Raw genomic sequence first — 20,779 nt, forward strand, 5'->3', positions numbered from 1 at the left:
AACTATCCTAGCAGAATATAGCTCTATAATACAACGTGGTACAGTGTTCGTATGCCTAAAAAAGTCCTGACTCATTTCAAGAAACACGACTCTGTCCTCTACCAGGCAATACAGCAGTTTGAAGGTGAGCTTCGCGGTGGGCCGGAAATTAAGAAAGATTTATTCAGCAGTTTGTGTCGCACCATCGTCGGACAACAACTCTCAGGCAAGGCAGCGTACGCCATTTGGAATAAATTTCGGGTGCTTTTTCCACACAAGAAGCCAACAGCAGCATATATGCTTACATTAAACGAAGTGCAGCTACGTGAAAGCGGTATTTCTTTCGCAAAAATACGTTCCATTCAAGATTTGAGTGAGCGCGTATCGAGTCGCTCACTTCGCCTTAATACACTTCGCACGTTATCTGTTGACGATGCCAAGATAGCACTTCAAGAAGTTAAAGGTATTGGACCGTGGAGTAGTGAAATGTTTCTAATGTTTGCACTTGGACATGAAGATATCTTTTCTGTAGGTGACTTAGGACTGCGTAAAGGAATACAAAAAATATACGGCCACACCACTCTTCCATCGGTAGAAGAAATGGAGGAGCTTGCACAAAACTGGAGCCCGTATCGCACCTACGCCGCCTGCGCCATTTGGAGCATTTTAGATAACCAATAAAAAACCGCCCGTGAATAGACACAGGCGGAATTTCGCTGCTAAAGAGCAAGGAGCATAGGTTTCCTCTTTACCATAAATCCGCCATCATCAGGACGGACTGCCCGAAGCGCATCAGCTATGGCATCAGGGATATCCGATTCGCTTTTCACTTCCCACTCCCACAGAACATCTTCGTCTTCAGGGTTTTTCTGAGAGCAGAGAAACACAAAGTCATCAGGATTCTCTTTCAAACGCTTCCTCAGCAATCTTCTCAACCTAATCGGATCCCTATTAATCGGAGTTTTGTTCGTGGCTGCGCCAATTTCTTCAGCTTTCTCGGTAAAAAAATCTGAAGAATTTTCTGATTTTGGCATTGAAGCCTCCTTTCATGGTTCACGGCCTAATGTGCCTCTAATGCGAAGTATACATATAACAAAGAGAAAGAGAAGCCGCCTAATCGAAATCAAGCGGCTTTAGGTTCGAATGGATGTCACTCAGTCAATCATCTTTGATTACGACACCATTGCCCATGACTGCTGCATGCTTAAGAATTTTTTGTGTCTCATTAGAGATTTCTGAAGTATCCCTAATTTGAACACTCATTCCCGAGCCTGCTGCCTCAAGTTCAATAGGTAAGCCGTGCTCATCAATTGCACTTCTGAGTGTATCGTATGAACAAAAACACTCTTTCTGTAACATGACCTTTCCTTCCTTCTTTCCAAATTAATGGAAACTATCTAATAAGCGTACTCCTGCTGTCTACAGGTTACCACCAACTTTATCCCCAGATTATATGTAGATGCCCACAGGTTATCTACAGTCTAATCAACAGGGTTCTCTATCTTTCCAGATGGCATCTTCTTAGTCAGCGCATTAGCTGTAATAATATGTACTCGCTTTTCTCCACTAGCGATTGTAAGTGCTTGATTCACAAACTCCTCAAGTTCATCCGAGTTTTCTGCCACGTATTGCGGCGCACCTGATGACTCACCAAGCCACGGAATAATGGTCACGGGATACTCCGTACCTCGTTTTTCAACTAAACGCCTAGCTTCTTGTGAGCTTGTTGCAGTAAAGTTCTTACTACTTTCTAGTGCTTCGTTTTTGAAATTTGTTTCAAGATTCTTCATATTATTTTTTATATTCTCTCCGGTCTGCACAAGGGCGATCCTTGTGCACAATTGATTACATTCTTTCTAACGCTTGTATACCAAGCAACCAAAGACCTTTTTTTAATGCCGTTCCTACAGCCTTTGTGAGAGCTAGCTTGTACCCTTGTGAATCACTGCCATCGAGCACCTGCTCAGCTGCATACCAACTATTGTACACACTTGCCAATTCAGACAGGTAATTTGCAACATAGTGTGGTTCGTATTCGTGCGCAGCACGCTTTGCGGCTTGAGGAAAACGATACAATAAACGTTCTAGCTCAGTGGTTTCAAAAGAACTTCTTGCTGCAAGAGCATTATTTTCAATATCCCGTTCTTTTGCCTTACTTAAAATAGATTGAGTTCGTGCGTATGTATATTGGAGATACGGACCAGTATCTCCTTCAAGGGAGAGTGATTTTTTGGGATCAAACATAATGTCTTTCCCTGCTGTGTTTTTCAGAATTGCATATTTTATAGCAGCCACAGCTATCCGTTCCGGAATCTTTTTCTCGTCATCACCCCATCGCTTTTTTCGCATTTCTTCTATAGCTTCCTTGCTTATATCACCTGCATCTGTTGTTAAATATTTTTGTATTACGTCATTTCTTAAATCTTGGATAAAACTCATAGCAGAAATAACATCACCCGTACGTGATGACATCTTTCCTTCAGTAAGTTTCAACATTCCATTTGATACCAGCTTAATTTTGCCAGCCACTTCAGGCATCAATAACTCAGCAGCTTTTGTAACCACTTTAAAATACGAAGTTTGTTCTGTGCCTGTAACGGTAATTGCCGTATCAAAAGGCCACCATTCTTTTTTAGCAACGATGAGCCCTATGTCTTTTGCCTCATACGTTGGTAACCCTTCTTTGTTTATAAATACTCGGGTATGCAAATCATATTTCTCTCCCTTAAACACCACGGCTCCTTCACTCTCTTCAAAAACTGAGCCAATATGTGCTTCCACTATTTCTTGCCCAATAGGTCCGGTAACACTCTCAAAAAAGTAATGATCAAAATCACTACCTAAAATGTCGTACACTTCCTCAAAATAAACAATTGACGCAACCTTTCCAGAATCGTACAGAGCATTTATTGCATCATCGTCTCTTTGGTAGATAGTCTTATTTAACCTTTTTATTTCTTCAGCTACGCCTTCTTCTTCGTACGCAGTAGCTCCTGTTGCATACGCCTTTCCCAAATCAGAAGCCAAAATGGTATCGCCTGCTTTAAAACCATTCTTCTGCAAACCCCAAATAGCCTTCGCAACATGCATACCGACATCTCCTTGAAAAGTAACTCGTCGTACTTCTGCTCCTGACCATTCACACAGACGCGATAGAGATTCACCAAGCGCGTTTGGCACTAAGTGCCCAATGTGTAGCTCTTTAAACGGATTAGGATCAGTGTACTCAACCATTATTTTCTTTCCTGCCAGCGTTTCATTTCTCCCCCACTCTTCGCCTTGATCAAGAATAGCATTGGTTGTATCAATAAAGAATTCGTCAGTAAGATAGAAATTGATAAATCCTGGACCAGCAATCTCTACTTTTTTAATATATTTGTGCGGCTTTATATTCCCTACTATTTCTTCAGCCAATTCTTGCGAATTCTTTCCCATCTGCTTTGCAAGAAGCATTGCAACATTACATGAAAAATCTCCATGCGAGAGATCGTTTGGATGTTCAAGAACTACCTCACCCTCTAAAGTAAGTGTTTTCAGCGCCGTGCTAACGAGTTCATTGATTATTCCTTCAATCGTTGTATCCATCGCCGCATTGTAGCAGTTGTCACTAAAAAACGAAGACTTTTGCAGACTAATATCCGCCCACGTTCGCGATTGGCGCTTTTAGTGTCGAATGCGGATCATATCCTTCCAGTTCAAAATCATCAAAAATAAAATCATCAATTTCTTTTCGATCAGGATTAATTTTAATTTCTGGAAATGCACGTGGTTCGCGTTCTAGCTGTTCGTTTACTTGATCGAAATGATTTGAGTAAAGATGCACATCACCAAAGAAGTGTACGAATTCCCCAGCCTCAAGACCAGTAACTTGTGCCACCATCTTCAAAAGAAGTGCGTAACTCGCAATGTTAAATGGTACTCCCAAGAATAAATCAGCACTTCTCTGATAAAGACCTAGGTTTAGTTTTCCGTTAACGACCGAAAATTGGTAAGTAGTGTGGCAAAAAGGAGGCACTTCGTTTTTATTATCTTCTGACGCCATCGCATAGATGAAATCAGGGTTCCAGGCAGATACAACATACGATTTTCGAAATGGCTTCTCTCGCAAACCCTTAATCACCCAGCCCAATTGATCAATCTCCCTTCCGTCGCTTGCTGGCCATCTGCGCCACATCCGGCCGTAGATAGTAACTAAATCTCCCCATTCTTTAACAAACTCACTGTCTTCTGCCTCTTCTTTTAACTGAGCGATGAACGCTTTTTGCCCATCATCTTTTTCGCCCTTCTGTTCCATGTGCTTGTGATACCGCTTGTATGCCCACTCATCCCAAATATGTACGTCGTTATCTACAAGATACTTTATGTTTGAATCGCCGCTCAAAAACCAAAGGAGTTCATGAACAATCCCACGAAAGAATACCTTCTTGGTAGTAAGTAATGGAAATCCTTTCGAAAGGTCGTACCGGGTAGCCCGTCCAAAAACAGAACGAATGAATGGGGGTTGTTCGCCAGCGTCTACGTACTGCTGCTTTACTTCTGGTGTGAAAAAAACCTCTTTATCTGAGCCATTCTCAAGAATATCTTTCATGAGATTTAAATACTGGTACTCAGGGTGTTGGTTATTTTCCATATTTATTTTTTAGTTTTTCGTGTCTTCTTTTCAGGAGTTAAGTTTTTCTCCCAGTTGTCACCATTAAAGCGCCCTGTCTCTGAATAACTGTGTTCGGTGCTTGACGAAAGTGGTGAAAATAGCAATTGTGCTATCTCCATTCCTGGGCGCAAAATTATAGGTACACTATTAACATTAAATAATTCTAAAGTTACATGAAGATAGTGCCCAGGATTTATAATTCCTGCTGTGTTATGTATAACAAGCCCGATGCGAGCAAGAGAACTCTTTCCTGAGAGCTGAATGAGATACTGCTCTGAACCGACGTAATCACGAAGTGTACCAAGCGCCATTTGCCCTGGGTTTAATACGAACCTACCACCATCTGGAACTTCAACCTCCCGCATTTCAGGCAAAATCTTCGTCATAGGATCAATCGGGTGTGCGGTATGCGATTCCATGACGGCAAATTTATTACCTAAAATTACATCGTAACTTGCAGGCTGCAGTCGCTCTTCATCAAAATCGCTAATGACGATATCCTTATTTTCTATTGCCCTCTTTATGTCTGTGTCGGTAAGAAACATATACTTTATTCGACGATAAATATTTTGTCAGTCCCATAATACTCAGGCCAGTGTTCATTGTAATATGAAAACATGCGCTCGAGTCTATCTTGTGGGAGCTCCTCGATATCAAACTCTTTCATTGCGCTAATTATTTGAGCTCGGGCCTGTTCAGCCTCAGCTTCATCAGTAACAACTTTCTCAAATTCACTAAGCCATCCGTATCCAGCATTTTTATCGAGAGTTATGACTAGATCTTTGTATGTATACTCCTCTCTGTCTCGCGACCACCGTGCTTGACATTCCATTCCTGCGTTTAAAAGACAGTTGTCCAACTCCTCAATCGAAAGTGGCACTTTTGTCTCATACTCCATGCGTGACACTGCATTCTCGCTTGTTCCGTCGTCAATTGATGCCTTTACCACAAGAATCACGTCATCATCTTTTTTACGAGTACGAACCGAGTGGTTCTCTCCTTTGGTAAGAATATTCTGCAAATCTTCTACTCCATCCATAATGATATCCTTCATTTTGTCGAAGATACTTTCGGTAGTTCCTTTAAAATAGTGGTTCAACTGCGAGTTTGACCCTGCGAGAACACCTCCTTGAGCGATTAGTTTTTTACGCAGCTCGTCTGCCCTCTCTTGTGTACCAAGCAAACTCTTTACCTCAATTTCATACATGCAGGTGATTATATCACTTAAGAAATTATCCGTACCCCTTGCACTACATGCTATAGTATTGTGATATGAACAATCGAGTTATTGCTATAGCTGCTATATCTAAGGAACGCCGAGCTCTTGGAAATAAGAACGAATTACTTTGGAAAATTCCTGGTGATTTACCTCGTTTTAAAGCCCTCACTACAGGTCACCCAATAATTATGGGCTACAACACATATCTTTCTTTACCAAACTTGCTTCCAAACCGTACGAACATAGTAATGACTCTCGAGCCTAATATCGAAATCAAAGGTGCTGTTGTAGTTAACTCAGCCGAAGAAGCACTGGCGGCAGCTAAGAATTCAGAAGGAAATGAAGAGATATACGTTATAGGTGGTGGAATGATTTACAAAGCTATGCTTCCCTTTACGGACGAACTTGATCTCACACTCGTTGATGATGAGCCTGAAGCAGATGTCTTTTTCCCAGAGTACTCAGAGTTTACTGAAGTTCTAAGCGAAGAAATTCATGCAGAAAGCGAACCACACTTTACACGCGTAACACTTCGTCGTCCATAATAATATTAGTAGTGCTTATCAGGAACTGGAAACTTTGCAGCTAATGCTTTTATCTCCTCGTGAACCTGTTTCTTTACGCTATCATCTTCGTGACTGCGCAGCACTTCAATCATTAATTCCGCAACACGAGCACACTCTTTCTCAGTAAAACCTCGTGTAGTAATAGCAGGAGTACCAAACCGAATACCTGATGGTCGCATCGGTGGATTTGGATCATCGGCTATCATGTTTTTGTTTAGTGTTATTCCAACCTCATCAAGTGCCACCTCTGCAGTGTGTCCGTCGATACCAAAGTTGGTAATGTCTGCAAGAATAAGATGGTTGCTGGTTCCACCGCCAAGCATTCGTACTTCTTCACGCTCAAAAACCTCTGCCATTGCAGCTGCGTTTTTTACCATTTGTGCAGCGTATTCTTTAAAACTAGGGTGAAGTACTTCATCAAACGCTACAGCCTTTGCTGCTATTTGATGCATAAGCGGACCACCTTGTAATCCTGGGAAAAGACTCTTATCGATTTTCTTTGCAATCTCTTCATCAGACTTCACCAAAATCATCCCCCCACGTGGTCCACGCAGTGTTTTATGTGTCGTTGTAGTCATTACATCAAAACCATGATCAAACGGGTTCTCGTGGACGCCACCGGCTATTAATCCGGCAATGTGTGCTGCATCCATTAGAGAAATAGCGCCCACTTCTTTTGCAATATCTGCCATTTTTTTGTAATCGAGTTCACGACTGTACGCCGAGTACCCAGCGAGTAGAATTTTAGGCTTCTCGCGAAGTGCCACGTCTCGCATTTCTTCGTAATCTATCTCACCAGTTTCGGTGTCTTTCATTTTGTATCGAACAAAGTTAAAAATCTTGGTTATGTACGTCACCGGATGGCCATGCGTTAAGTGTCCGCCGTGAGAAAGGTCCATACCAAGTACCGTGTCGCCTGGTTCAAGGAGTGCGAAATACGCGGCTATATTTGCATTGGCACCAGCGTGGGGCTGTACGTTTGCATACTCGCAGTTAAATATTTTTTTTGCACGATTCCGTGCGATATCTTCTATTGAGTCGGTAAATTCCTGCCCGCCATAGTACCGCTTTCCTGGGTACCCTTCAGAGTACTTATTTGTAAAAATGGAGCCGCTTGCTTCACGTACGGCAAGTGAAACGTAGTTCTCTGAAGGAATGAGTTCTAAGCCTTCTTCTTGTCGTTTCTCTTCGCCTCTAATTGCGGTGTAAATATCGTCATCTTGCCCTTCTAAAAAAGGTATGTGTTGTGGTGTAGCCATAGCAATAAATTAAGTAAATAATATTCTTTTTACTAGTAGCTAGACCATACGCATTGAGTTAATTACCTTGAGTATACCACTCCCACTTTATGCGACAATATTCACAAACCATGTAGCTATGCTACGCTGTTTCCATAATGAAATATCACTTTGAACGTACTTTTACAGATTGGTTACGAAAATTTTTGTCAGCTCCTTTCGTTCTGATAATGTTCCTTCCGCTTATTATTCTCGATGTCTTTCTTGAGATATATCATCAAATAAGTTTTCGGTTGCTAAAAATCCCGCGTGTACCACGCTGGGACTATATTCGTATTGATAGACACAAACTTAGCTATCTGACGCCAGCACAAAAAGTGTTTTGCGCTTATTGTGGTTACGCAAACGGACTTCTACCCTATGCAGCAAAAATTGCAGCAGAAAGTGAAAAATACTGGTGTGCAATAATGCACAAAAAGAATGAAAATGATTCTTTCATCATTCCTGACCACCATAAAGATTTTATTGAACATGGCGACAAAGAAACCTATGAAGCTGAGATAGAACGGGCAAAATCTGAAGCAAAAAAGTCTCACTAAACAAAAACGCCTCATCCGCCAGCTGGCGGATGAGGCGTTTTTGTTATCGTAGAGAAAAGATTATTCTGTTTCGATTCCCATTGATCGTGCAGTTCCTGCAATAATCTTAGCACCCGCCTTTACGTCGTTGGCACTAAGGTCTTCCATTTTCACAGCGGCGATATCTTCAAGTTGCTGTTGTGTAACTTTACCTACTTTCTTGCTGGTGTTCTTCCCAGACCCTTTCTTTTCTCCAATTGCCTTAAGCAATAGGCTTGAAGCAGGAGGTGTTTTGAGAATGAAGTCAAAACTTCGATCGTCATACACGCTAATAACAACTGGGATTATATCGTTACCAAGTTCACGAGTTGCCTCATTAAATTGATTTACGAATTCACCAATGTTAATACCAGCTTGCCCCAATGCAGGACCCAAGGGTGGCGCAGGAGTTGCCTTACCTGCCGGTACTTGTAGCTTCAATTGTTTTTCTATTTTCTTTGCCATATTAATTGTGTGAGAATACTACCTAAATTCGCCGTACTTGCAAGAAGTCGAGCTCTACTGGTGTCTCGCGACCAAACATAGGCACCATAACTTTAACCTTACCTCGCTCTTCGTCTACTTCTCCAACCTTACCTTCAAGTTCTTTGAAAGGCCCATCAGCGATAACTACAGCGTCATCAATCGCAAGCTCAATCTTATGCTTTGCCGTATCAGATTCCATTCGTTTAAAGAGCGCATCTACTTCTGCCTGCTCCATAGGTACTGGTTGTGTACCTGAGCCAACGAAACCAGTTACACGAGGAGTGTTACGAACTACGTACCACGACTCGTCGTTTACGAGCATATCTACGAGCACGTACCCTGGGTAGATCTTTTCTGCCTCCTCTACCCGCTTACCAGCCTTTACCTTTATTTTCTTTTCGGTAGGAACAACGACTGCAAAAATTTGATCTTGCATGTTCATTGACTCAATACGCTGACGCAAGTTGCGAGCAACTGCCTCTTCGTACCCTGAATACGTATGAATAACGTACCACCGACGTTCTAGTGTTGCTTGTTGTTTCGCCATAGATTAAATTATCTGGTTTAGAAGGCCGCTAAATACATAGTCGAACGCTCCAAGATAGAGTGCGACAACGATAGACAATAGTATCACCAAGATAGTGAAAATCATTGTTTGTTTTTGTGTTGGCCACGAAACATGCTTCATTTCAGCATGTGTGTCCTTAATATATTGAATAAGTCTCATAGAATATTTTTACCAAAATTAAAACGCCCTTTCGGGCGGTTATATGACTATAATACGGATATTTTGCGCTGAGTCAAGATGTATCGTCTGGTACTGCTCTTCAATATGGACATCCGATGTCCATATATCTTATTCAAATTAAGTGGGCAAGTAGTACTGCGGTTAATAAGATATCGCGCTATACAACTCTTCTTTCTGTTTTGTATCTTAAATCGAACACGTACCTTCTCCCCCAAGACACAGTGAACGACTTTTAGTTGAACCATTGGGTTGTGAGCGCTTGGTTAACAACAAAATAGTATCTCTCATCTCCTGTAGCGACATCACTCCTCGCTTATGGAATAACACAGTCCCTTCTTCATCTACAAACACCGTTTCTGGCATGCCAAATCCTTCGATGAAGCGATAAAACGAATCTTGTGGGTCAAATAAGATATGTAGCTTATCGCTTAGCGTTAGTGTCTTCAAGAAGTCTTGCGCATCCGCTGAAGATTCTCCACGATTAATAGCAATCACGGGCACCTCAGGAAACTCATCGGCAAGCAGAGCAAGATCTGGCAATTCTTCTACACAAAACGGGCACCAGCTCGCCCATGCGTTGATAACAACAACAGGAGCTTTGTACTGCTCGAGTGTTTGGCAATTTCCATTTTCATCTGCATACGTCAGTGAATATAGTGAGCCCTCATCGTATGTACACGCTACCCCTTCTTGAGGCTGCAAAAGAAAGGAAATACTTCCAATAATTACAATTGTAACGAGGAGCAAAGACACTGTTTGTTTTGTAACAAATCTTTTCATATCTAGAGCATTAATTCTGTTTCTGGATGAACAGCAAGCCAAGAGAACCAAAAACCTCCAATATACGAGAACGGTGTGTCACCAATGTTCATTCGCACCTCACCAATTTCGCTTTTAGTAATAGTTATCGTCTCACCTGCAAACGTGTCGGTAGTAACACCCACTGGGAGACTGTCGGCAACATATGCTTTAAAGTTGCCCTCATGCTCTACACCAAGTACATATTCCTTAGGATGCAGCCGTGCATCGCTAAACGTTGCACCAAATGATACATCTCGATTTGTGTAGTAATCACCATACGGATCTCGTCCGTAGATACGAATTGCTCCAGTGTCTTTTGAGAGTACTTGAGTTTCTGGGTATTGCTTCTTCCAATCGCCAAATTTCACTGTGTCTGAAGGTACAATAGTGAGCCGTTTTCCAGTATGAACTCCCGTCACCGCACGTCCAAGTACTTGTGACCACAGTGACTCGTTGTCTTCATTATTGGTTCGGTTGTACATCAGTAAATTCGACTTCCATAGTTTTCCTGAAACACCAAACTCTACTACCTCGTCGTCAACGCGACGTTCATAAGTAACGCCAGTACGACACAGTGGACAGTACGTGACTGCAACAGACAATTCTTCTACAGACCCATTCACCGGCAATACATCGTTTACAATCTCATGCCACACGAGTATTTGGAACGGGTAAAAACGGGCAACATCTCCATGCACAATGCCCATACCAAAATCATCGTCGTCTAAAAATGTTGCCTTCTCTACTGAAATGAATTTCGGCTCATCGATTGAAGGGATTCCGTCTTTCCCAGGGCCACCTGAAAGGATTTCATCCTCGGGTATCCCTTTGAAACCATCATCGGCTGTAATTTTCGGAGTTGTCTGTGTTTGTGTGTTTGTGGTTTCAGAAACTTCTGAAGGAGTGGTATCTGTTATTGCGGAGTCTGTTTTTTCAACATCTGAAACGACTTCGGATTCTTGGTTATTTGCCATATAGAAAAAAATGCTAGCGATTAACACGATGATAACGATGCCTATACTCACTATTTTAAGATTATTCATATTGTTTAAAAAAATATTTCTAAAATGTGCACTATGTTGTGTGCCACTCGTGTATCTGCAATTTTGTAACACACAGTTTGCCCTTCTCGTTCACTGATAAGCACTCCTTTGTCTTCCAGATCGTTTAATTGATGGCTCACTGCAGAATGCGATACGCTCATACCTTCAGCTATTTCTCCTACACACATTCCATCTTTGTTAACAACAAGAAGTTTTAGAATTTTGCACCGCGTCGGGTCAGCCAGAATCTTAAAGACAGAAGCAGTTTCTTGTGCCCAATTCATTTTCTTCTCAGATTTCGTATATGAATGTATGCTCATATATTCATATCATACCCTACCCTCCGAATCATGCAATGCTAATCGCATACAAAAACAAGGGCCCAGAAAAGATTTCTGGGCCCTAATGTCTTACACGTCGAGTGTGACGGCTTTTCTATCCAGATACAGCGAAAGGAATGTCTCCTCAGCAGGATCATCGTAAGAAAGTCCACACAGTTCTGAAACTCGATCTTCATCAAGAAACCATGCTGCGGCAGCAATAATCGACAACGCGTACAAACGCGCCCTCGAAGACATCTCTCCGCACACCTTCTCCAAGTCTGAAATTGCATCTGAAGAAAGCACCTTTTCACAGAGGTCTCTATTCAGATCTTCAAAGGGACAACGTAAAATGAAAGCTCGAAAAACCTTATCATTACACTCATGTCTCCGAGCATTTTTTTCCACAACCCGTCCGATCTCAACCCACGCTTTTCTTGCCTCTTCTCCTTTTTCTTCGGAGGTTAAAAACATAAGAGTATGCATCGCCAAGCCACGTTGTGATACCGAATACCCAGAATCAATAGCGAAGCTCAAGACAGTGCAAAGATGCATATTTCTCAGCTTCGAGGGATATCTATAGTCTGCAATTGAACGCATCTTCTTTCTCCGCTTTTGGGAACTTGCTACAGTTGAGTATACATATACATACTTGGAGCACAACAATAAACGCCTCACAAATGTGAGGCGTTTATTGTACATGTGAATTCCAGGGCTTAGACACCGAGTCCGAATCCAACGTATACGAGGTATAGTCCTGCGGCAACTGCTACAACACCAGCAAGAACTGCAAGGTTGCGATTCCGTCCAAATGCTTTTGCTTGGCTTATCATCATGTTTGGTACAAAGAAAATAGCGATTCCCTTTATTACCATAGCCCAACCAACTAGTGTAGGAATAACACGCCATGATGCTTCCCAGACATTGTGGTTAAGCACAATGAGTAGACCGAGGATGAATACCATCGCTCCTGTTACGAACATGAGCGCTTTGTTGTTGCTCAAGTCGTCAACGATGTTCACGATAAACTTCTTTCTTGTCAGAATGACCACACCCTCCAATAGAAGGTAGAGACCGATTAACTGAGCAAGTAGTAGTGAAATGTCCATAGTATTAATACTTACCTAATAATGTACTTTAAGTGTAGCACGGGCTGTTTTTACGCAACCTTCAGCTGTGGGGAACTTTTGGTAATAGTTTTAGTTGAATTCTACCTTTGCGTAGTTAAATAATACGCTAAACGGTACGCACCAGTGTAATATGAATGGATAGTCTTCTAGATTCACCCCATCAGGTAATTCATAGTTTATGCTCCCTTCTGTCCCTTTAATTGGCCCGAGATCAATAAATTCTTTTCCATCTTTATCTTTTGCTAAGTAGAGATGTAGATTGGGCCCGTTGATTGTTTTAAAATTCTCAAACCGTAAAAAACGTTTTCCGTCGCCTTCAAAAACAGAGACCGTGCCTTGGGCAGGATGGCCAAACGTTTCGTGTATTTCAAAAGGTCCATCCATAGCATATACCACCCCACCGTCTTCTGGTTCTTGCATAAAGGATTCAGGCAATGAGTCATTTACCTCGACGACATTAAAGAGAGGTGAAATGAAATAATAAGACGCTATAGCGAAGATTGTTACGATAATGAGACTGATGATTTTTTTCATGATTGTAATGATAACAAAAAACGTTGCAAAATATGCAACTTTTTTTGCTAGGGCGAACGATGGGACTCGGCGCCAGTACTAAGCTCGTTCCTCGCTAAGTACTCGCTGCCCCGCCGCTTTCGACAAGCCTGACTTCGCTTGGCTACGTCATCTTGTATACCGAAAGCTTTTTTCGAGTCCCATCGCTCGCTTCCAAAATGCACAAAACCCAAGGCGATGCCTTGGGTTTATATTTTGGGGCGAACGATGGGACTCGAACCCACGACAACCTGAACCACAATCAGGGGCTCTACCAACTGAGCTACGTCCGCCATATCTTGAACCTGCTATATATACCAAATTTTGACCCTTTTAGCGAGTAGTTACTTCACATAACTTGGCGGAGTATCTTGTATATCACACTTATGGTTCACAAAGCGTACCAGAGCATACAATAAAGAAGAGAGTCTATTGGCATACGTAAGCGTATGTGCCGATATGTTTGTTCCCTCTTCTACAGCGCGCACCAAGCTCCTTTCTGCCCTCCTAGAAACAGTGCGTGCAATGTCTAACCGAGCCGAGAGTTCGTTACCGCCTGGGACAAAGAATGTGGTTATCTCGGGAAGCTGTTCGTCAATAACCGCAATAAGTGCTTCTATATCTTTCACGTTCTTTGCAGGAATTTTTTTCTTAGCACCTGCAAGCTCCGCCTGAATAGTAAAAAGATGCTCCTGAACATCTAACAAAATTGCACTCGTTGTTTTTTCTCCCACCAGCCAATCAATAGCACACACAACACGACACCACCCCACAACCGTATTGAGCTCGTCAAACGTACCCAGCGCCTCAAAAACTGCTGCACTTTTGGGTATGCGCTCTCCTGCTTTTGTGTCAAAAAGCTTTGTAGTACCTTCGTCTCCCTTTCCTGTGTAGAGTGCCATAGAGTGAGTATACTATAGCTCAAAGGACAAAAGATAGCTTTCGCATTGCTAAAGTACTAAAAGTCGTTAAAATACGCAGTTAGTTGCTCAGGTGGCGGAATTGGTAGACGCGCTACCTTGAGGGGGTAGTGCCTGTATGGGCGTGCTGGTTCAACTCCAGTCCTGAGCACAAAATAAACAAAAGAGCGCCAATGGCGCTCTTTTGTTTATCCTTCTTTCTTTTCTTCTGGTTGTTCTTCCTCTTTTGTTTCTTCTTCAGCTTTTGGAGCTTCTTCTGTTACCTCTTCTTCTGTTTCTAGAGCTTCTTCTTCTGTTTTAGTTTCCTCTGTTGCGTCTTCTGTAGATTCTACCTCTTCAGCTGGGGCTTCTGCTGCTGCCTTTGCTTCTTCCTCTTCTTGTCGTGCAGCTTCCTCTTCTTGTCGCTTAGTTTCTTCGGCTTCTGCTACCTTACGTTCAGCTTCTAATTCGAGCGAGCCTTTTGTAGAAACACCTGACATAGTAGTTCGTCGGAATACACGCTTCAGTTCTCGAGCAACCTTGTCTCGAATAAAGTAAAGCTTTGCTCGGCGAACCTTTGATCGCTTCACGATTTCAATCTTGTCGATTGATGGCATGTACAGTGGAAAAATCTTTTCAACACCTACACCGTTTGTCACTTTTCGTACGGTAAATGTACCTCCAGCTTCGTTTCCGTGCTTTCGTGCAAGTACTAAGCCTTCAAATGCCTGTAAACGTGTCTTGCCTTTTTCTTCAATTTTTAACCATACGCGAACAGTGTCCCCGGCTTTAATACCGAGCTCTGCGCGTTCTTTCATGTCCACTGGACTGGTAACTACTTTGTTCTTCATAATGCGCGGAACTTTACCATAGCTAAACGGTTCAGGCAACGTCTATTCGCCTAGTGCCGTTATAAAATCAGCCGGTAGCGGTGCTGTAAAGGTTGTAGTATTGCCCTGTCCGGTTGGAATGTCGAGAGAATAAGCATGTAAAGCCAGGCGGTTAAAACCAAGCGCACACGCTCGTTTTGGCGCGTAAAGTTTGTCACACACTATTGGGTGGTGAATTGCCTTTAAATGCACTCTCAATTGATGTGTGCGCCCTGTAGTGGGTGTTAGGTTCAGATAGGTAAACATTTCTCCCTTCTCTTCAAATGACTTAAGCACTTCCCATAGAGTATGCGCTTCACGTTGTACTCCTCGACTTCCGGGTTGTGCCGACCATTTACGAAAATCTGTTTTGCTTTTGCCAATCGGGCGATTTATTTCACCTTCACTTTCTTTGAATGTGTCGTATGCAAATGCACGATAAGTCTTTTTAATTGTTCTCTCTTGAAATTGTTCCTTGAGAAACTCGAAAGCGTCCTGAGTTTTTGCAATAACCATCACGCCACTCGTTTCTCTATCGAGCCGGTGTACGATACCAGGACGTAAAATAGTTTCTCCTTTTTCATTTTCCCACGGCTCTCCTACGTTTTGTATATCTGGATATTTTGCAATAAGCCAATCGGCAAGCGTAGATTCTTTTGTGCGTCCGTCACCATGTACTACTAAACCTGCTGGCTTATTGATAACCAACATCCTTTCGTCTTCATGTATAACAGTGGGATTATTTTCCATAACGGCGGTCGCGTTGTGCGTACTGCTCTAGAATGTCCTGTAATTCCTGTTTTGTAAATGCAGGCCAATAGGTATCGGTAAAAAAGAGTTCAGCATAGGCACCTTGCCAAAGCAAAAAGTTTGAAAGGCGCTTCTCGCCACCTGTACGAATAATAATGTCAGGATCTGGCATACCAACGCTCCACATGTGGCTTTTTAATGTGTCCTCAGTAACCTCGTCTTCATTTTCTATAAGCTTTTTAACTGCCTCTATTATTTCTAACCTACCACCATATGAAGCACAGATCCATACATGAAAATCATCATTCTCTTTTGTTTCATCTTCTAACTTCTCAAGATTCTTCTGAATATCGTTAGGGAAACGCGTCATGTCACCAATAAAATGAAGTCGTGCCCCCTCGTCTTTCAGTCTGGCAAACGCGTCATTAATTGCAGTTTGAAATAATTCCATTAAATATGAAACTTCTGCCTCAGCTCTGTTCCAGTTTTCAGTCGAAAGCATGTACACGGCAAAATGTTTTATGCCTAGTTCATGCGCCGCATGTGCAATAGTATCAAAATTTCCCAGACCCTTCTTATGACCCTCAAGACTTGGAAGCCCCTGTTCTTTCGCCCATCGACGATTGCCGTCCATTATTACTCCTACGCACTGTGGTGTTTTTTGCTCCATAATCATTGAAATATACTAAAGTGTCTATATAATGCCAGAATCGCTTCTAATAAGAAGTTGATGCAAACGACAAGGGCGTTTAGCTCAGTTGGCTAGAGCAACTCGTTTACACCGAGTAGGCCGGGGGTTCGAGTCCCTCAACGCCCACAAAAAAAGCTGTTGGAAAACCAACAGCTTTTTAACGTCTCTTTGGGTCTCAAGATTGACTCAATGACTCACATCACCGCACGTAGTACATACATTGTCCCGATACACACCAGGACAATTTTTACTGACGTGCACTGACCCATAAAAAACAACGTCATTCACGATCTGAGCTATACCAGCAAGCAAAGGAGATGACTCGGAACCCACTTCCATAGGTTCTGTCGGTTCAAAAATGCTTCCGGCGATATACCCCTTGCCAGCTTCACGCCATTCTTCTGACACTTTAGAAACAACGATGTATTTCTTGCCTGTTTGACGTGCTGGCAACATCACGACAGATTCGGGTTCACCTTCAACAAAGAAATCTCCTACAGGAACTTTGGCCTGCCGCTCTAGATTTCGAAGACAATCCTCAAGAGTATCTCCTTGAACCTCGAGTCGTAGATGCTGCGGAGGATGAAAAACCTTGTGAATAATAGAAGTAATTGTTTGTAACATTAACCTATTCCCTTTCTTGTGAACTGTTTCTATTGTCTTTTATACATCGGCAAATAATGCTGGTCAATGCTTGTCGGAAACAAAACCTCAACACATTGCCTTCTTTCTTCTTTTAACCTATTGTTCTGTTCAGAACGCACCGAATATATCGGCTGCGGTATATATGGAGAAAATCATGACTATTTGGAAAAGCCAAGTAGGGATTCAACGTCTGAAAGAAGCAGGAGCATTCTTCACTGGCCACTTTGTTCTAACGGGAGGAAAACATTCCGATTTTTATATCGATTGTGCACAAGCACTTCGAAGTTCACGTCTTTGCGAATTCTTCGGTTCAACAATCGCCCACCAATTGGAAGATCGCGGCGTTGAAATCGATGTTATCGTGACTCCAGCTGAAAACGCGATACCGCTTGGATCTTATGTTGCAAACCGTTTGACGAAGCTCTACCGTTATGAAAGAGAGCCTCGAACGGTCATCGCGAGCAAAGGTGAAGACAAAAGTTTCGTTTTCAAGCGTGGCGGAGATCAAGAAGTTGATGGTAAGAAAGTCGTTGTGGTGGAAGACCTTTGGTCAACTGGCGGCAGTACCAAGAAAGTTGTCGAACTCATTCGTAAACATGGTGGCGAAGTTACTGCGGTCGCAGCAATCGTTAATCGTGGAAATGTTGGGTCGAAAGACCTCGGCAATCCTCCCGTATTTTTCTCGCTTGTTTCGGTTGCTGGGATTCCTTTCTCAGAGAATGATTGTCAGTTGTGCAAAGAAGCCGTGCCTATTGATATGGATCACGGACACGGTCCTGCATGGCTTGCAAAACATCCCGACTATCCCGTCGCTTAAAGAAAATCCTGTTCTTTTAAAACCCGTTGAGCTTACGCTCAACGGGTTTTTCTTGTGCTTTCTACTTTTTTCGTCTATGGTTTCCCGTAGGACATGCTTTCTGTAAGCATGAAAACAGGAGGACACAAGTATGTCAAAGCCCCAAGATCTGGTCACGACTGCGACCTTGGAAATGCTGCGTCAAATCGACGTCATCGGAAGTCGCATTTCTTCAATGGAATGGAACGAGTCTGCGTCAAATATCCTGCAGAAAATGATTGATATGGATGTGGTCAAAGAAAAAGACGTCTTGGAGGTTCTTCACGAGCGCCTTTTGGAAATCGGTCGAGAATCGTTCAACGAGCACAGAGATCGCGGCACAGCACCTGATCATACGTATTCGCCAGAAGCACTCGCTTATGCAATGCGAGAGGACGAATTCACTGAAAAAGAAGTCTCTCGCATTGCATTTGATCATGAGAAGAATGCTTTTGAGTTTGTTGAGAAGCAACTCAAAGGGAAAGAAGATTTTTCAAAGATTGTACTCAATCAACTTTTGGAATACAGAGATCGTTCTGCGTCGATGCACAAAGACTCGCTGAAAGTATGTGTGGATCACTGATTCAAACAAAAACCCAAAGTGGTCTCGCAAAAAAGAGCCGAAGTAATTCGGCTCTTTTTCTTATTTATACATATTCATTCTCAAAACAATCCGAACAACTTCCCGATGAAGAATATGTACACCAATACATAAAACGCTCCTTCGTATGAGTGAATGCGTTTAGACATACCAGAGATAACGAAGAACACTGTTGCAACAACCATCATGGGTATACCTAATGCGAGTGTTGCGGGATCTACCGGCAGTGTTGCAAAGAGCCCTGGTAATCCGAGCACTAAAAGAATATTAAAAATGTTTGACCCAAAAATGTTACCGAGTGCTACCTCGTGCTTGCCTTGTCTTGCTGCTTTTATAGAAACGGCAAGTTCAGGAAGCGATGTACCAACAGCAACAGCAACCAGAGAAATGGCACCGACTCCAATAGCTAAAATTGAGGAGATACTTAATACCGACTGCACCAAATATCGCCCTCCTAACACTAAGGCTAGAAGACCGACTGCGAGCCATACAAAATCTCGTACGGTAAGTTTGTCAGTAGCCTCTGTTTTTGGGTCATCCCCAAAGTTCATAATCTCAACGCCGCCGTGCCGTCTTCTAAATGAAAAAAGCTGTTTCACATCACCATTCTCTGAAATACCACCGTTTCGAATTGAGTATGCAAGAAATACAATAAATGATAGGAGCAAGAAACCTGACTCAATGGGAGTGACCGCTCCATCAATCATAGTGAGTACACTAAAAGCAGTTGCGAGTGTGAGAAGTGGGATATCAAGATCAACAAGGTTCTTGCTCACGGCTAACTTGCCTCCGACCATAGCTGAAAGTCCAACGATAAGAAGAACATTGGCAATGTTAGAACCAACGACGTTTGCTGCAACAATTTCATTTGCTCCTTGTATGATTGCGGCAAACGCAGATACAAGTTCAGGGAGGGATGTTCCCAGTCCCACAATAACAACACCCACAACAAAAGAAGAGAGCCCTATTCGAAGTCCTATTTTTTCTGCACTATCGAGAAACCAGTCCGCGCCTTTTACTACCAAAAACAGTGATGCAACAAAAACAGCGCTCCATAGTATTAATTCCATACGCATCACTATAGCATGATTATACGGCTATGCTTGAAGCTGCTTTACTTAAACACCTCAGCCAATTGAGCGATTAATTTTTCTTAATACGTAGTGTTTAGAAATAATGGAAGTACTCTCGTGGTGGCGTTCGAGTGCTTCTACATTCTTTCGAATCCTAAGTGCTCCACCCATTTCCGTAAAATTTCTTTTCCTTCGTCAGTATAGTATGAACGCATGCGAAACTGAGCATCAAAATCAATTTGATCTTCAATCGGAACATGTTTCGTAGGAATCTTCTTAAATGCTTCTACAAAATCTTCTCCGTAAGAATTTCTAAAAAATTCCTCGAATTCTGGGTTGTTTAAAAATTCGCCTTCAAACATACCGCGTACCATGCCGCGCCATGCAGTCCCTTCTTGAACACCTGCATAGGTATCAATTCGAGATGCAATATCAGCGACAAAAGCAACCCACCTTACATAAGTCCTTCGCAAAGCATTTGTTACACTTTCTGCCATTTCTTTTGAAATACCAGAACGCTTTGCATATTCCATAGAAACCTGTTGTGCAAGGCGTTCTGTCACACCTTCATTAAAAGCAGCTCCGATTCCTTCACCTTGATCGTACCCAACGCGTGCTTTTAATCCCTCCGTTTCTATGTATGAAGTAGCATGTATTAACTCATGCACGAATGTATGTATAAGTGCTGCCTTACTACTCTCACGCAAATGCGTACTTGAAAAAGAAATTTTGTTCATATCAGGGTGATAAGCTCCTATTGCAGACCCCTCTGGGGTAATAATCACCTGCTTGTCTAAAGATATCTTATTTAAAACAGATGTATCTACACCTGATTTTCTTGCAACTTCTTCAAGAATTCCCCACAGTAATGCATAGTCCAATTCTTCTTTAAATTTCTCAAGGCTTTCTTTAGCATCAGGATTCTCTTTTATTTCTTGCTTATTCTGTTTCGTATATATCCTTTCGATAACTTTTGCTCTTGTCTTTTCTGGCCATGCTGAATTATCATGCCTACCTCCTCTTTTTTTGAGCTCTTTTTTAAAGGAAAATTTTTCGAACATAGTGT

General features: G+C 42.3%; 29 protein-coding genes and 3 tRNA genes. 7 read left to right on the top strand and 25 right to left on the bottom strand.

The genetic code is table 11. The features are described 5' to 3' along the window. Positions 1 to 51 precede the first annotated feature (51 nt). On the top strand, positions 52 to 660 hold the full coding sequence (locus JXR01_02205; protein ID QSH39101.1) for a DNA-3-methyladenine glycosylase 2 family protein: 609 nt from the start codon (positions 52 to 54) through the stop codon (positions 658 to 660). A 38-nt stretch (positions 661 to 698) separates the two neighbouring features. On the opposite strand, the gene JXR01_02210 is transcribed toward JXR01_02205, so the two are convergent. From JXR01_02210 to JXR01_02240, 7 genes are all read right to left on the bottom strand, one after another. Continuing rightward, complete coding sequence (locus JXR01_02210) at positions 699 to 1,013, bottom strand: hypothetical protein (protein QSH39102.1); 315 nt, start codon at positions 1,011 to 1,013, stop codon at positions 699 to 701. Between the two features lie 124 nt (positions 1,014 to 1,137). Beyond that, positions 1,138 to 1,338 (bottom strand): hypothetical protein, encoded by a 201-nt coding sequence (locus JXR01_02215; protein QSH39103.1) that lies wholly within the window; start codon positions 1,336 to 1,338, stop codon positions 1,138 to 1,140. Between the two features lie 122 nt (positions 1,339 to 1,460). After that, entirely contained in the window at positions 1,461 to 1,769 is a 309-nt protein-coding gene (locus JXR01_02220; GenBank protein ID QSH39104.1) for a hypothetical protein, read from the bottom strand. Between the two features lie 55 nt (positions 1,770 to 1,824). Next, positions 1,825 to 3,564: an arginine--tRNA ligase gene (gene argS, locus JXR01_02225; GenBank protein ID QSH39105.1), complete on the bottom strand. Its 1,740-nt coding sequence runs from the start codon at positions 3,562 to 3,564 to the stop codon at positions 1,825 to 1,827. Between the two features lie 46 nt (positions 3,565 to 3,610). Next, complete coding sequence (gene thyA / locus JXR01_02230; GenBank protein QSH39106.1) at positions 3,611 to 4,609, bottom strand: thymidylate synthase; 999 nt, start codon at positions 4,607 to 4,609, stop codon at positions 3,611 to 3,613. A 2-nt stretch (positions 4,610 to 4,611) separates the two neighbouring features. After that, a complete protein-coding gene (gene dcd / locus JXR01_02235) occupies positions 4,612 to 5,175 on the bottom strand; it encodes a dCTP deaminase (protein QSH39107.1) in 564 nt (187 codons plus the stop codon). A 5-nt stretch (positions 5,176 to 5,180) separates the two neighbouring features. Then, complete coding sequence (locus tag JXR01_02240; protein QSH39108.1) at positions 5,181 to 5,837, bottom strand: CYTH domain-containing protein; 657 nt, start codon at positions 5,835 to 5,837, stop codon at positions 5,181 to 5,183. A 65-nt stretch (positions 5,838 to 5,902) separates the two neighbouring features. On the opposite strand from JXR01_02240, the gene JXR01_02245 reads away from it, so the two are divergent. Then, positions 5,903 to 6,394 (top strand): dihydrofolate reductase, encoded by a 492-nt coding sequence (locus JXR01_02245; GenBank protein QSH39109.1) that lies wholly within the window; start codon positions 5,903 to 5,905, stop codon positions 6,392 to 6,394. A 5-nt stretch (positions 6,395 to 6,399) separates the two neighbouring features. Here JXR01_02245 and JXR01_02250 read toward each other — a convergent pair whose 3' ends face one another. Continuing rightward, positions 6,400 to 7,674 carry a serine hydroxymethyltransferase gene (locus tag JXR01_02250; GenBank protein QSH39110.1) on the bottom strand — a complete coding sequence of 425 codons (1,275 nt, stop codon included), beginning with the start codon at positions 7,672 to 7,674 and terminating at the stop codon, positions 6,400 to 6,402. Between the two features lie 137 nt (positions 7,675 to 7,811). Between JXR01_02250 and JXR01_02255 the strand changes: the two genes are divergently transcribed. Next, on the top strand, positions 7,812 to 8,252 hold the full coding sequence (locus JXR01_02255) for a hypothetical protein (protein QSH39111.1): 441 nt from the start codon (positions 7,812 to 7,814) through the stop codon (positions 8,250 to 8,252). A gap of 60 nt (positions 8,253 to 8,312) precedes the next feature. Here the strand turns inward: JXR01_02255 and rplK are convergent, their stop codons facing one another. The 11 genes from rplK to JXR01_02310 all read right to left on the bottom strand — a co-directional run bounded on the left by rplK (position 8,313) and on the right by JXR01_02310 (position 14,252). Continuing rightward, on the bottom strand, positions 8,313 to 8,735 hold the full coding sequence (rplK, locus tag JXR01_02260; protein ID QSH39112.1) for a 50S ribosomal protein L11: 423 nt from the start codon (positions 8,733 to 8,735) through the stop codon (positions 8,313 to 8,315). Positions 8,736 to 8,757: 22 nt separating this feature from the next. Beyond that, on the bottom strand, positions 8,758 to 9,303 hold the full coding sequence (nusG, locus tag JXR01_02265; protein QSH39113.1) for a transcription termination/antitermination factor NusG: 546 nt from the start codon (positions 9,301 to 9,303) through the stop codon (positions 8,758 to 8,760). A gap of 3 nt (positions 9,304 to 9,306) precedes the next feature. Then, the gene (gene secE, locus JXR01_02270; GenBank protein QSH39114.1) at positions 9,307 to 9,483 is read right to left on the bottom strand and encodes a preprotein translocase subunit SecE; all 177 of its coding nucleotides are present in this window, start codon (positions 9,481 to 9,483) and stop codon (positions 9,307 to 9,309) included. A 207-nt stretch (positions 9,484 to 9,690) separates the two neighbouring features. Further along, on the bottom strand, positions 9,691 to 10,284 hold the full coding sequence (locus JXR01_02275; GenBank protein QSH39115.1) for a TlpA family protein disulfide reductase: 594 nt from the start codon (positions 10,282 to 10,284) through the stop codon (positions 9,691 to 9,693). 2 nt (positions 10,285 to 10,286) lie between these two features. Next, complete coding sequence (locus tag JXR01_02280) at positions 10,287 to 11,279, bottom strand: DUF3179 domain-containing protein (GenBank protein QSH39116.1); 993 nt, start codon at positions 11,277 to 11,279, stop codon at positions 10,287 to 10,289. A gap of 74 nt (positions 11,280 to 11,353) precedes the next feature. Further along, positions 11,354 to 11,668: a winged helix-turn-helix transcriptional regulator gene (locus tag JXR01_02285; protein QSH39117.1), complete on the bottom strand. Its 315-nt coding sequence runs from the start codon at positions 11,666 to 11,668 to the stop codon at positions 11,354 to 11,356. 90 nt (positions 11,669 to 11,758) lie between these two features. Continuing rightward, a complete protein-coding gene (locus tag JXR01_02290; protein ID QSH39118.1) occupies positions 11,759 to 12,223 on the bottom strand; it encodes a hypothetical protein in 465 nt (154 codons plus the stop codon). A gap of 161 nt (positions 12,224 to 12,384) precedes the next feature. Continuing rightward, a complete protein-coding gene (locus JXR01_02295) occupies positions 12,385 to 12,777 on the bottom strand; it encodes a hypothetical protein (protein QSH39119.1) in 393 nt (130 codons plus the stop codon). Between the two features lie 90 nt (positions 12,778 to 12,867). Next, complete coding sequence (locus JXR01_02300) at positions 12,868 to 13,332, bottom strand: DM13 domain-containing protein (GenBank protein ID QSH39120.1); 465 nt, start codon at positions 13,330 to 13,332, stop codon at positions 12,868 to 12,870. A gap of 235 nt (positions 13,333 to 13,567) precedes the next feature. Next, positions 13,568 to 13,643 (bottom strand) — tRNA-His (locus tag JXR01_02305). Positions 13,644 to 13,694: 51 nt separating this feature from the next. Continuing rightward, entirely contained in the window at positions 13,695 to 14,252 is a 558-nt protein-coding gene (locus JXR01_02310) for a cob(I)yrinic acid a,c-diamide adenosyltransferase (GenBank protein ID QSH39121.1), read from the bottom strand. Between the two features lie 85 nt (positions 14,253 to 14,337). Between JXR01_02310 and JXR01_02315 the strand changes: the two genes are divergently transcribed. After that, positions 14,338 to 14,421: transfer RNA gene (locus JXR01_02315), tRNA-Leu, on the top strand. Positions 14,422 to 14,458: 37 nt separating this feature from the next. On the opposite strand, the gene rplS is transcribed toward JXR01_02315, so the two are convergent. The 3 genes from rplS to uppS are packed head-to-tail and all read right to left on the bottom strand — an operon-like array spanning position 14,459 to position 16,538. Further along, positions 14,459 to 15,100, bottom strand: a complete 642-nt coding sequence (gene rplS / locus JXR01_02320; protein ID QSH39122.1) for a 50S ribosomal protein L19 — start codon at positions 15,098 to 15,100, stop codon at positions 14,459 to 14,461. Positions 15,101 to 15,142: 42 nt separating this feature from the next. Continuing rightward, the gene (locus JXR01_02325; protein QSH39123.1) at positions 15,143 to 15,868 is read right to left on the bottom strand and encodes an RluA family pseudouridine synthase; all 726 of its coding nucleotides are present in this window, start codon (positions 15,866 to 15,868) and stop codon (positions 15,143 to 15,145) included. Next, positions 15,858 to 16,538: a di-trans,poly-cis-decaprenylcistransferase gene (uppS, locus tag JXR01_02330; protein ID QSH39124.1), complete on the bottom strand. Its 681-nt coding sequence runs from the start codon at positions 16,536 to 16,538 to the stop codon at positions 15,858 to 15,860. The genes JXR01_02325 and uppS overlap by 11 nt, the downstream gene beginning before the upstream one ends. 73 nt (positions 16,539 to 16,611) lie before the next feature. Here uppS and JXR01_02335 point away from each other — a divergent pair. Beyond that, positions 16,612 to 16,685 (top strand) — tRNA-Val (locus JXR01_02335). Between the two features lie 60 nt (positions 16,686 to 16,745). On the opposite strand, the gene JXR01_02340 is transcribed toward JXR01_02335, so the two are convergent. Beyond that, entirely contained in the window at positions 16,746 to 17,183 is a 438-nt protein-coding gene (locus JXR01_02340) for a hypothetical protein (GenBank protein QSH39125.1), read from the bottom strand. 175 nt (positions 17,184 to 17,358) lie between these two features. Here JXR01_02340 and JXR01_02345 point away from each other — a divergent pair, with 175 nt between their 5' ends. Next, positions 17,359 to 18,021 carry a hypothetical protein gene (locus tag JXR01_02345; GenBank protein ID QSH39126.1) on the top strand — a complete coding sequence of 221 codons (663 nt, stop codon included), beginning with the start codon at positions 17,359 to 17,361 and terminating at the stop codon, positions 18,019 to 18,021. Positions 18,022 to 18,151: 130 nt separating this feature from the next. Beyond that, complete coding sequence (locus tag JXR01_02350) at positions 18,152 to 18,622, top strand: hypothetical protein (GenBank protein ID QSH39127.1); 471 nt, start codon at positions 18,152 to 18,154, stop codon at positions 18,620 to 18,622. An 80-nt stretch (positions 18,623 to 18,702) separates the two neighbouring features. On the opposite strand, the gene JXR01_02355 is transcribed toward JXR01_02350, so the two are convergent. Continuing rightward, complete coding sequence (locus JXR01_02355) at positions 18,703 to 19,710, bottom strand: calcium/sodium antiporter (protein QSH39128.1); 1,008 nt, start codon at positions 19,708 to 19,710, stop codon at positions 18,703 to 18,705. A gap of 140 nt (positions 19,711 to 19,850) precedes the next feature. Further along, the gene (locus JXR01_02360; protein ID QSH39129.1) at positions 19,851 to 20,774 is read right to left on the bottom strand and encodes a hypothetical protein; all 924 of its coding nucleotides are present in this window, start codon (positions 20,772 to 20,774) and stop codon (positions 19,851 to 19,853) included. Between the last annotated feature and the right edge of the window lie 5 nt (positions 20,775 to 20,779).

The organism is Candidatus Kaiserbacteria bacterium (genome assembly GCA_017134395.1).
In the GTDB taxonomy this organism is placed as follows: domain Bacteria; phylum Patescibacteriota; class Minisyncoccia; order Phycocordibacterales; family UBA2100; genus UBA2100.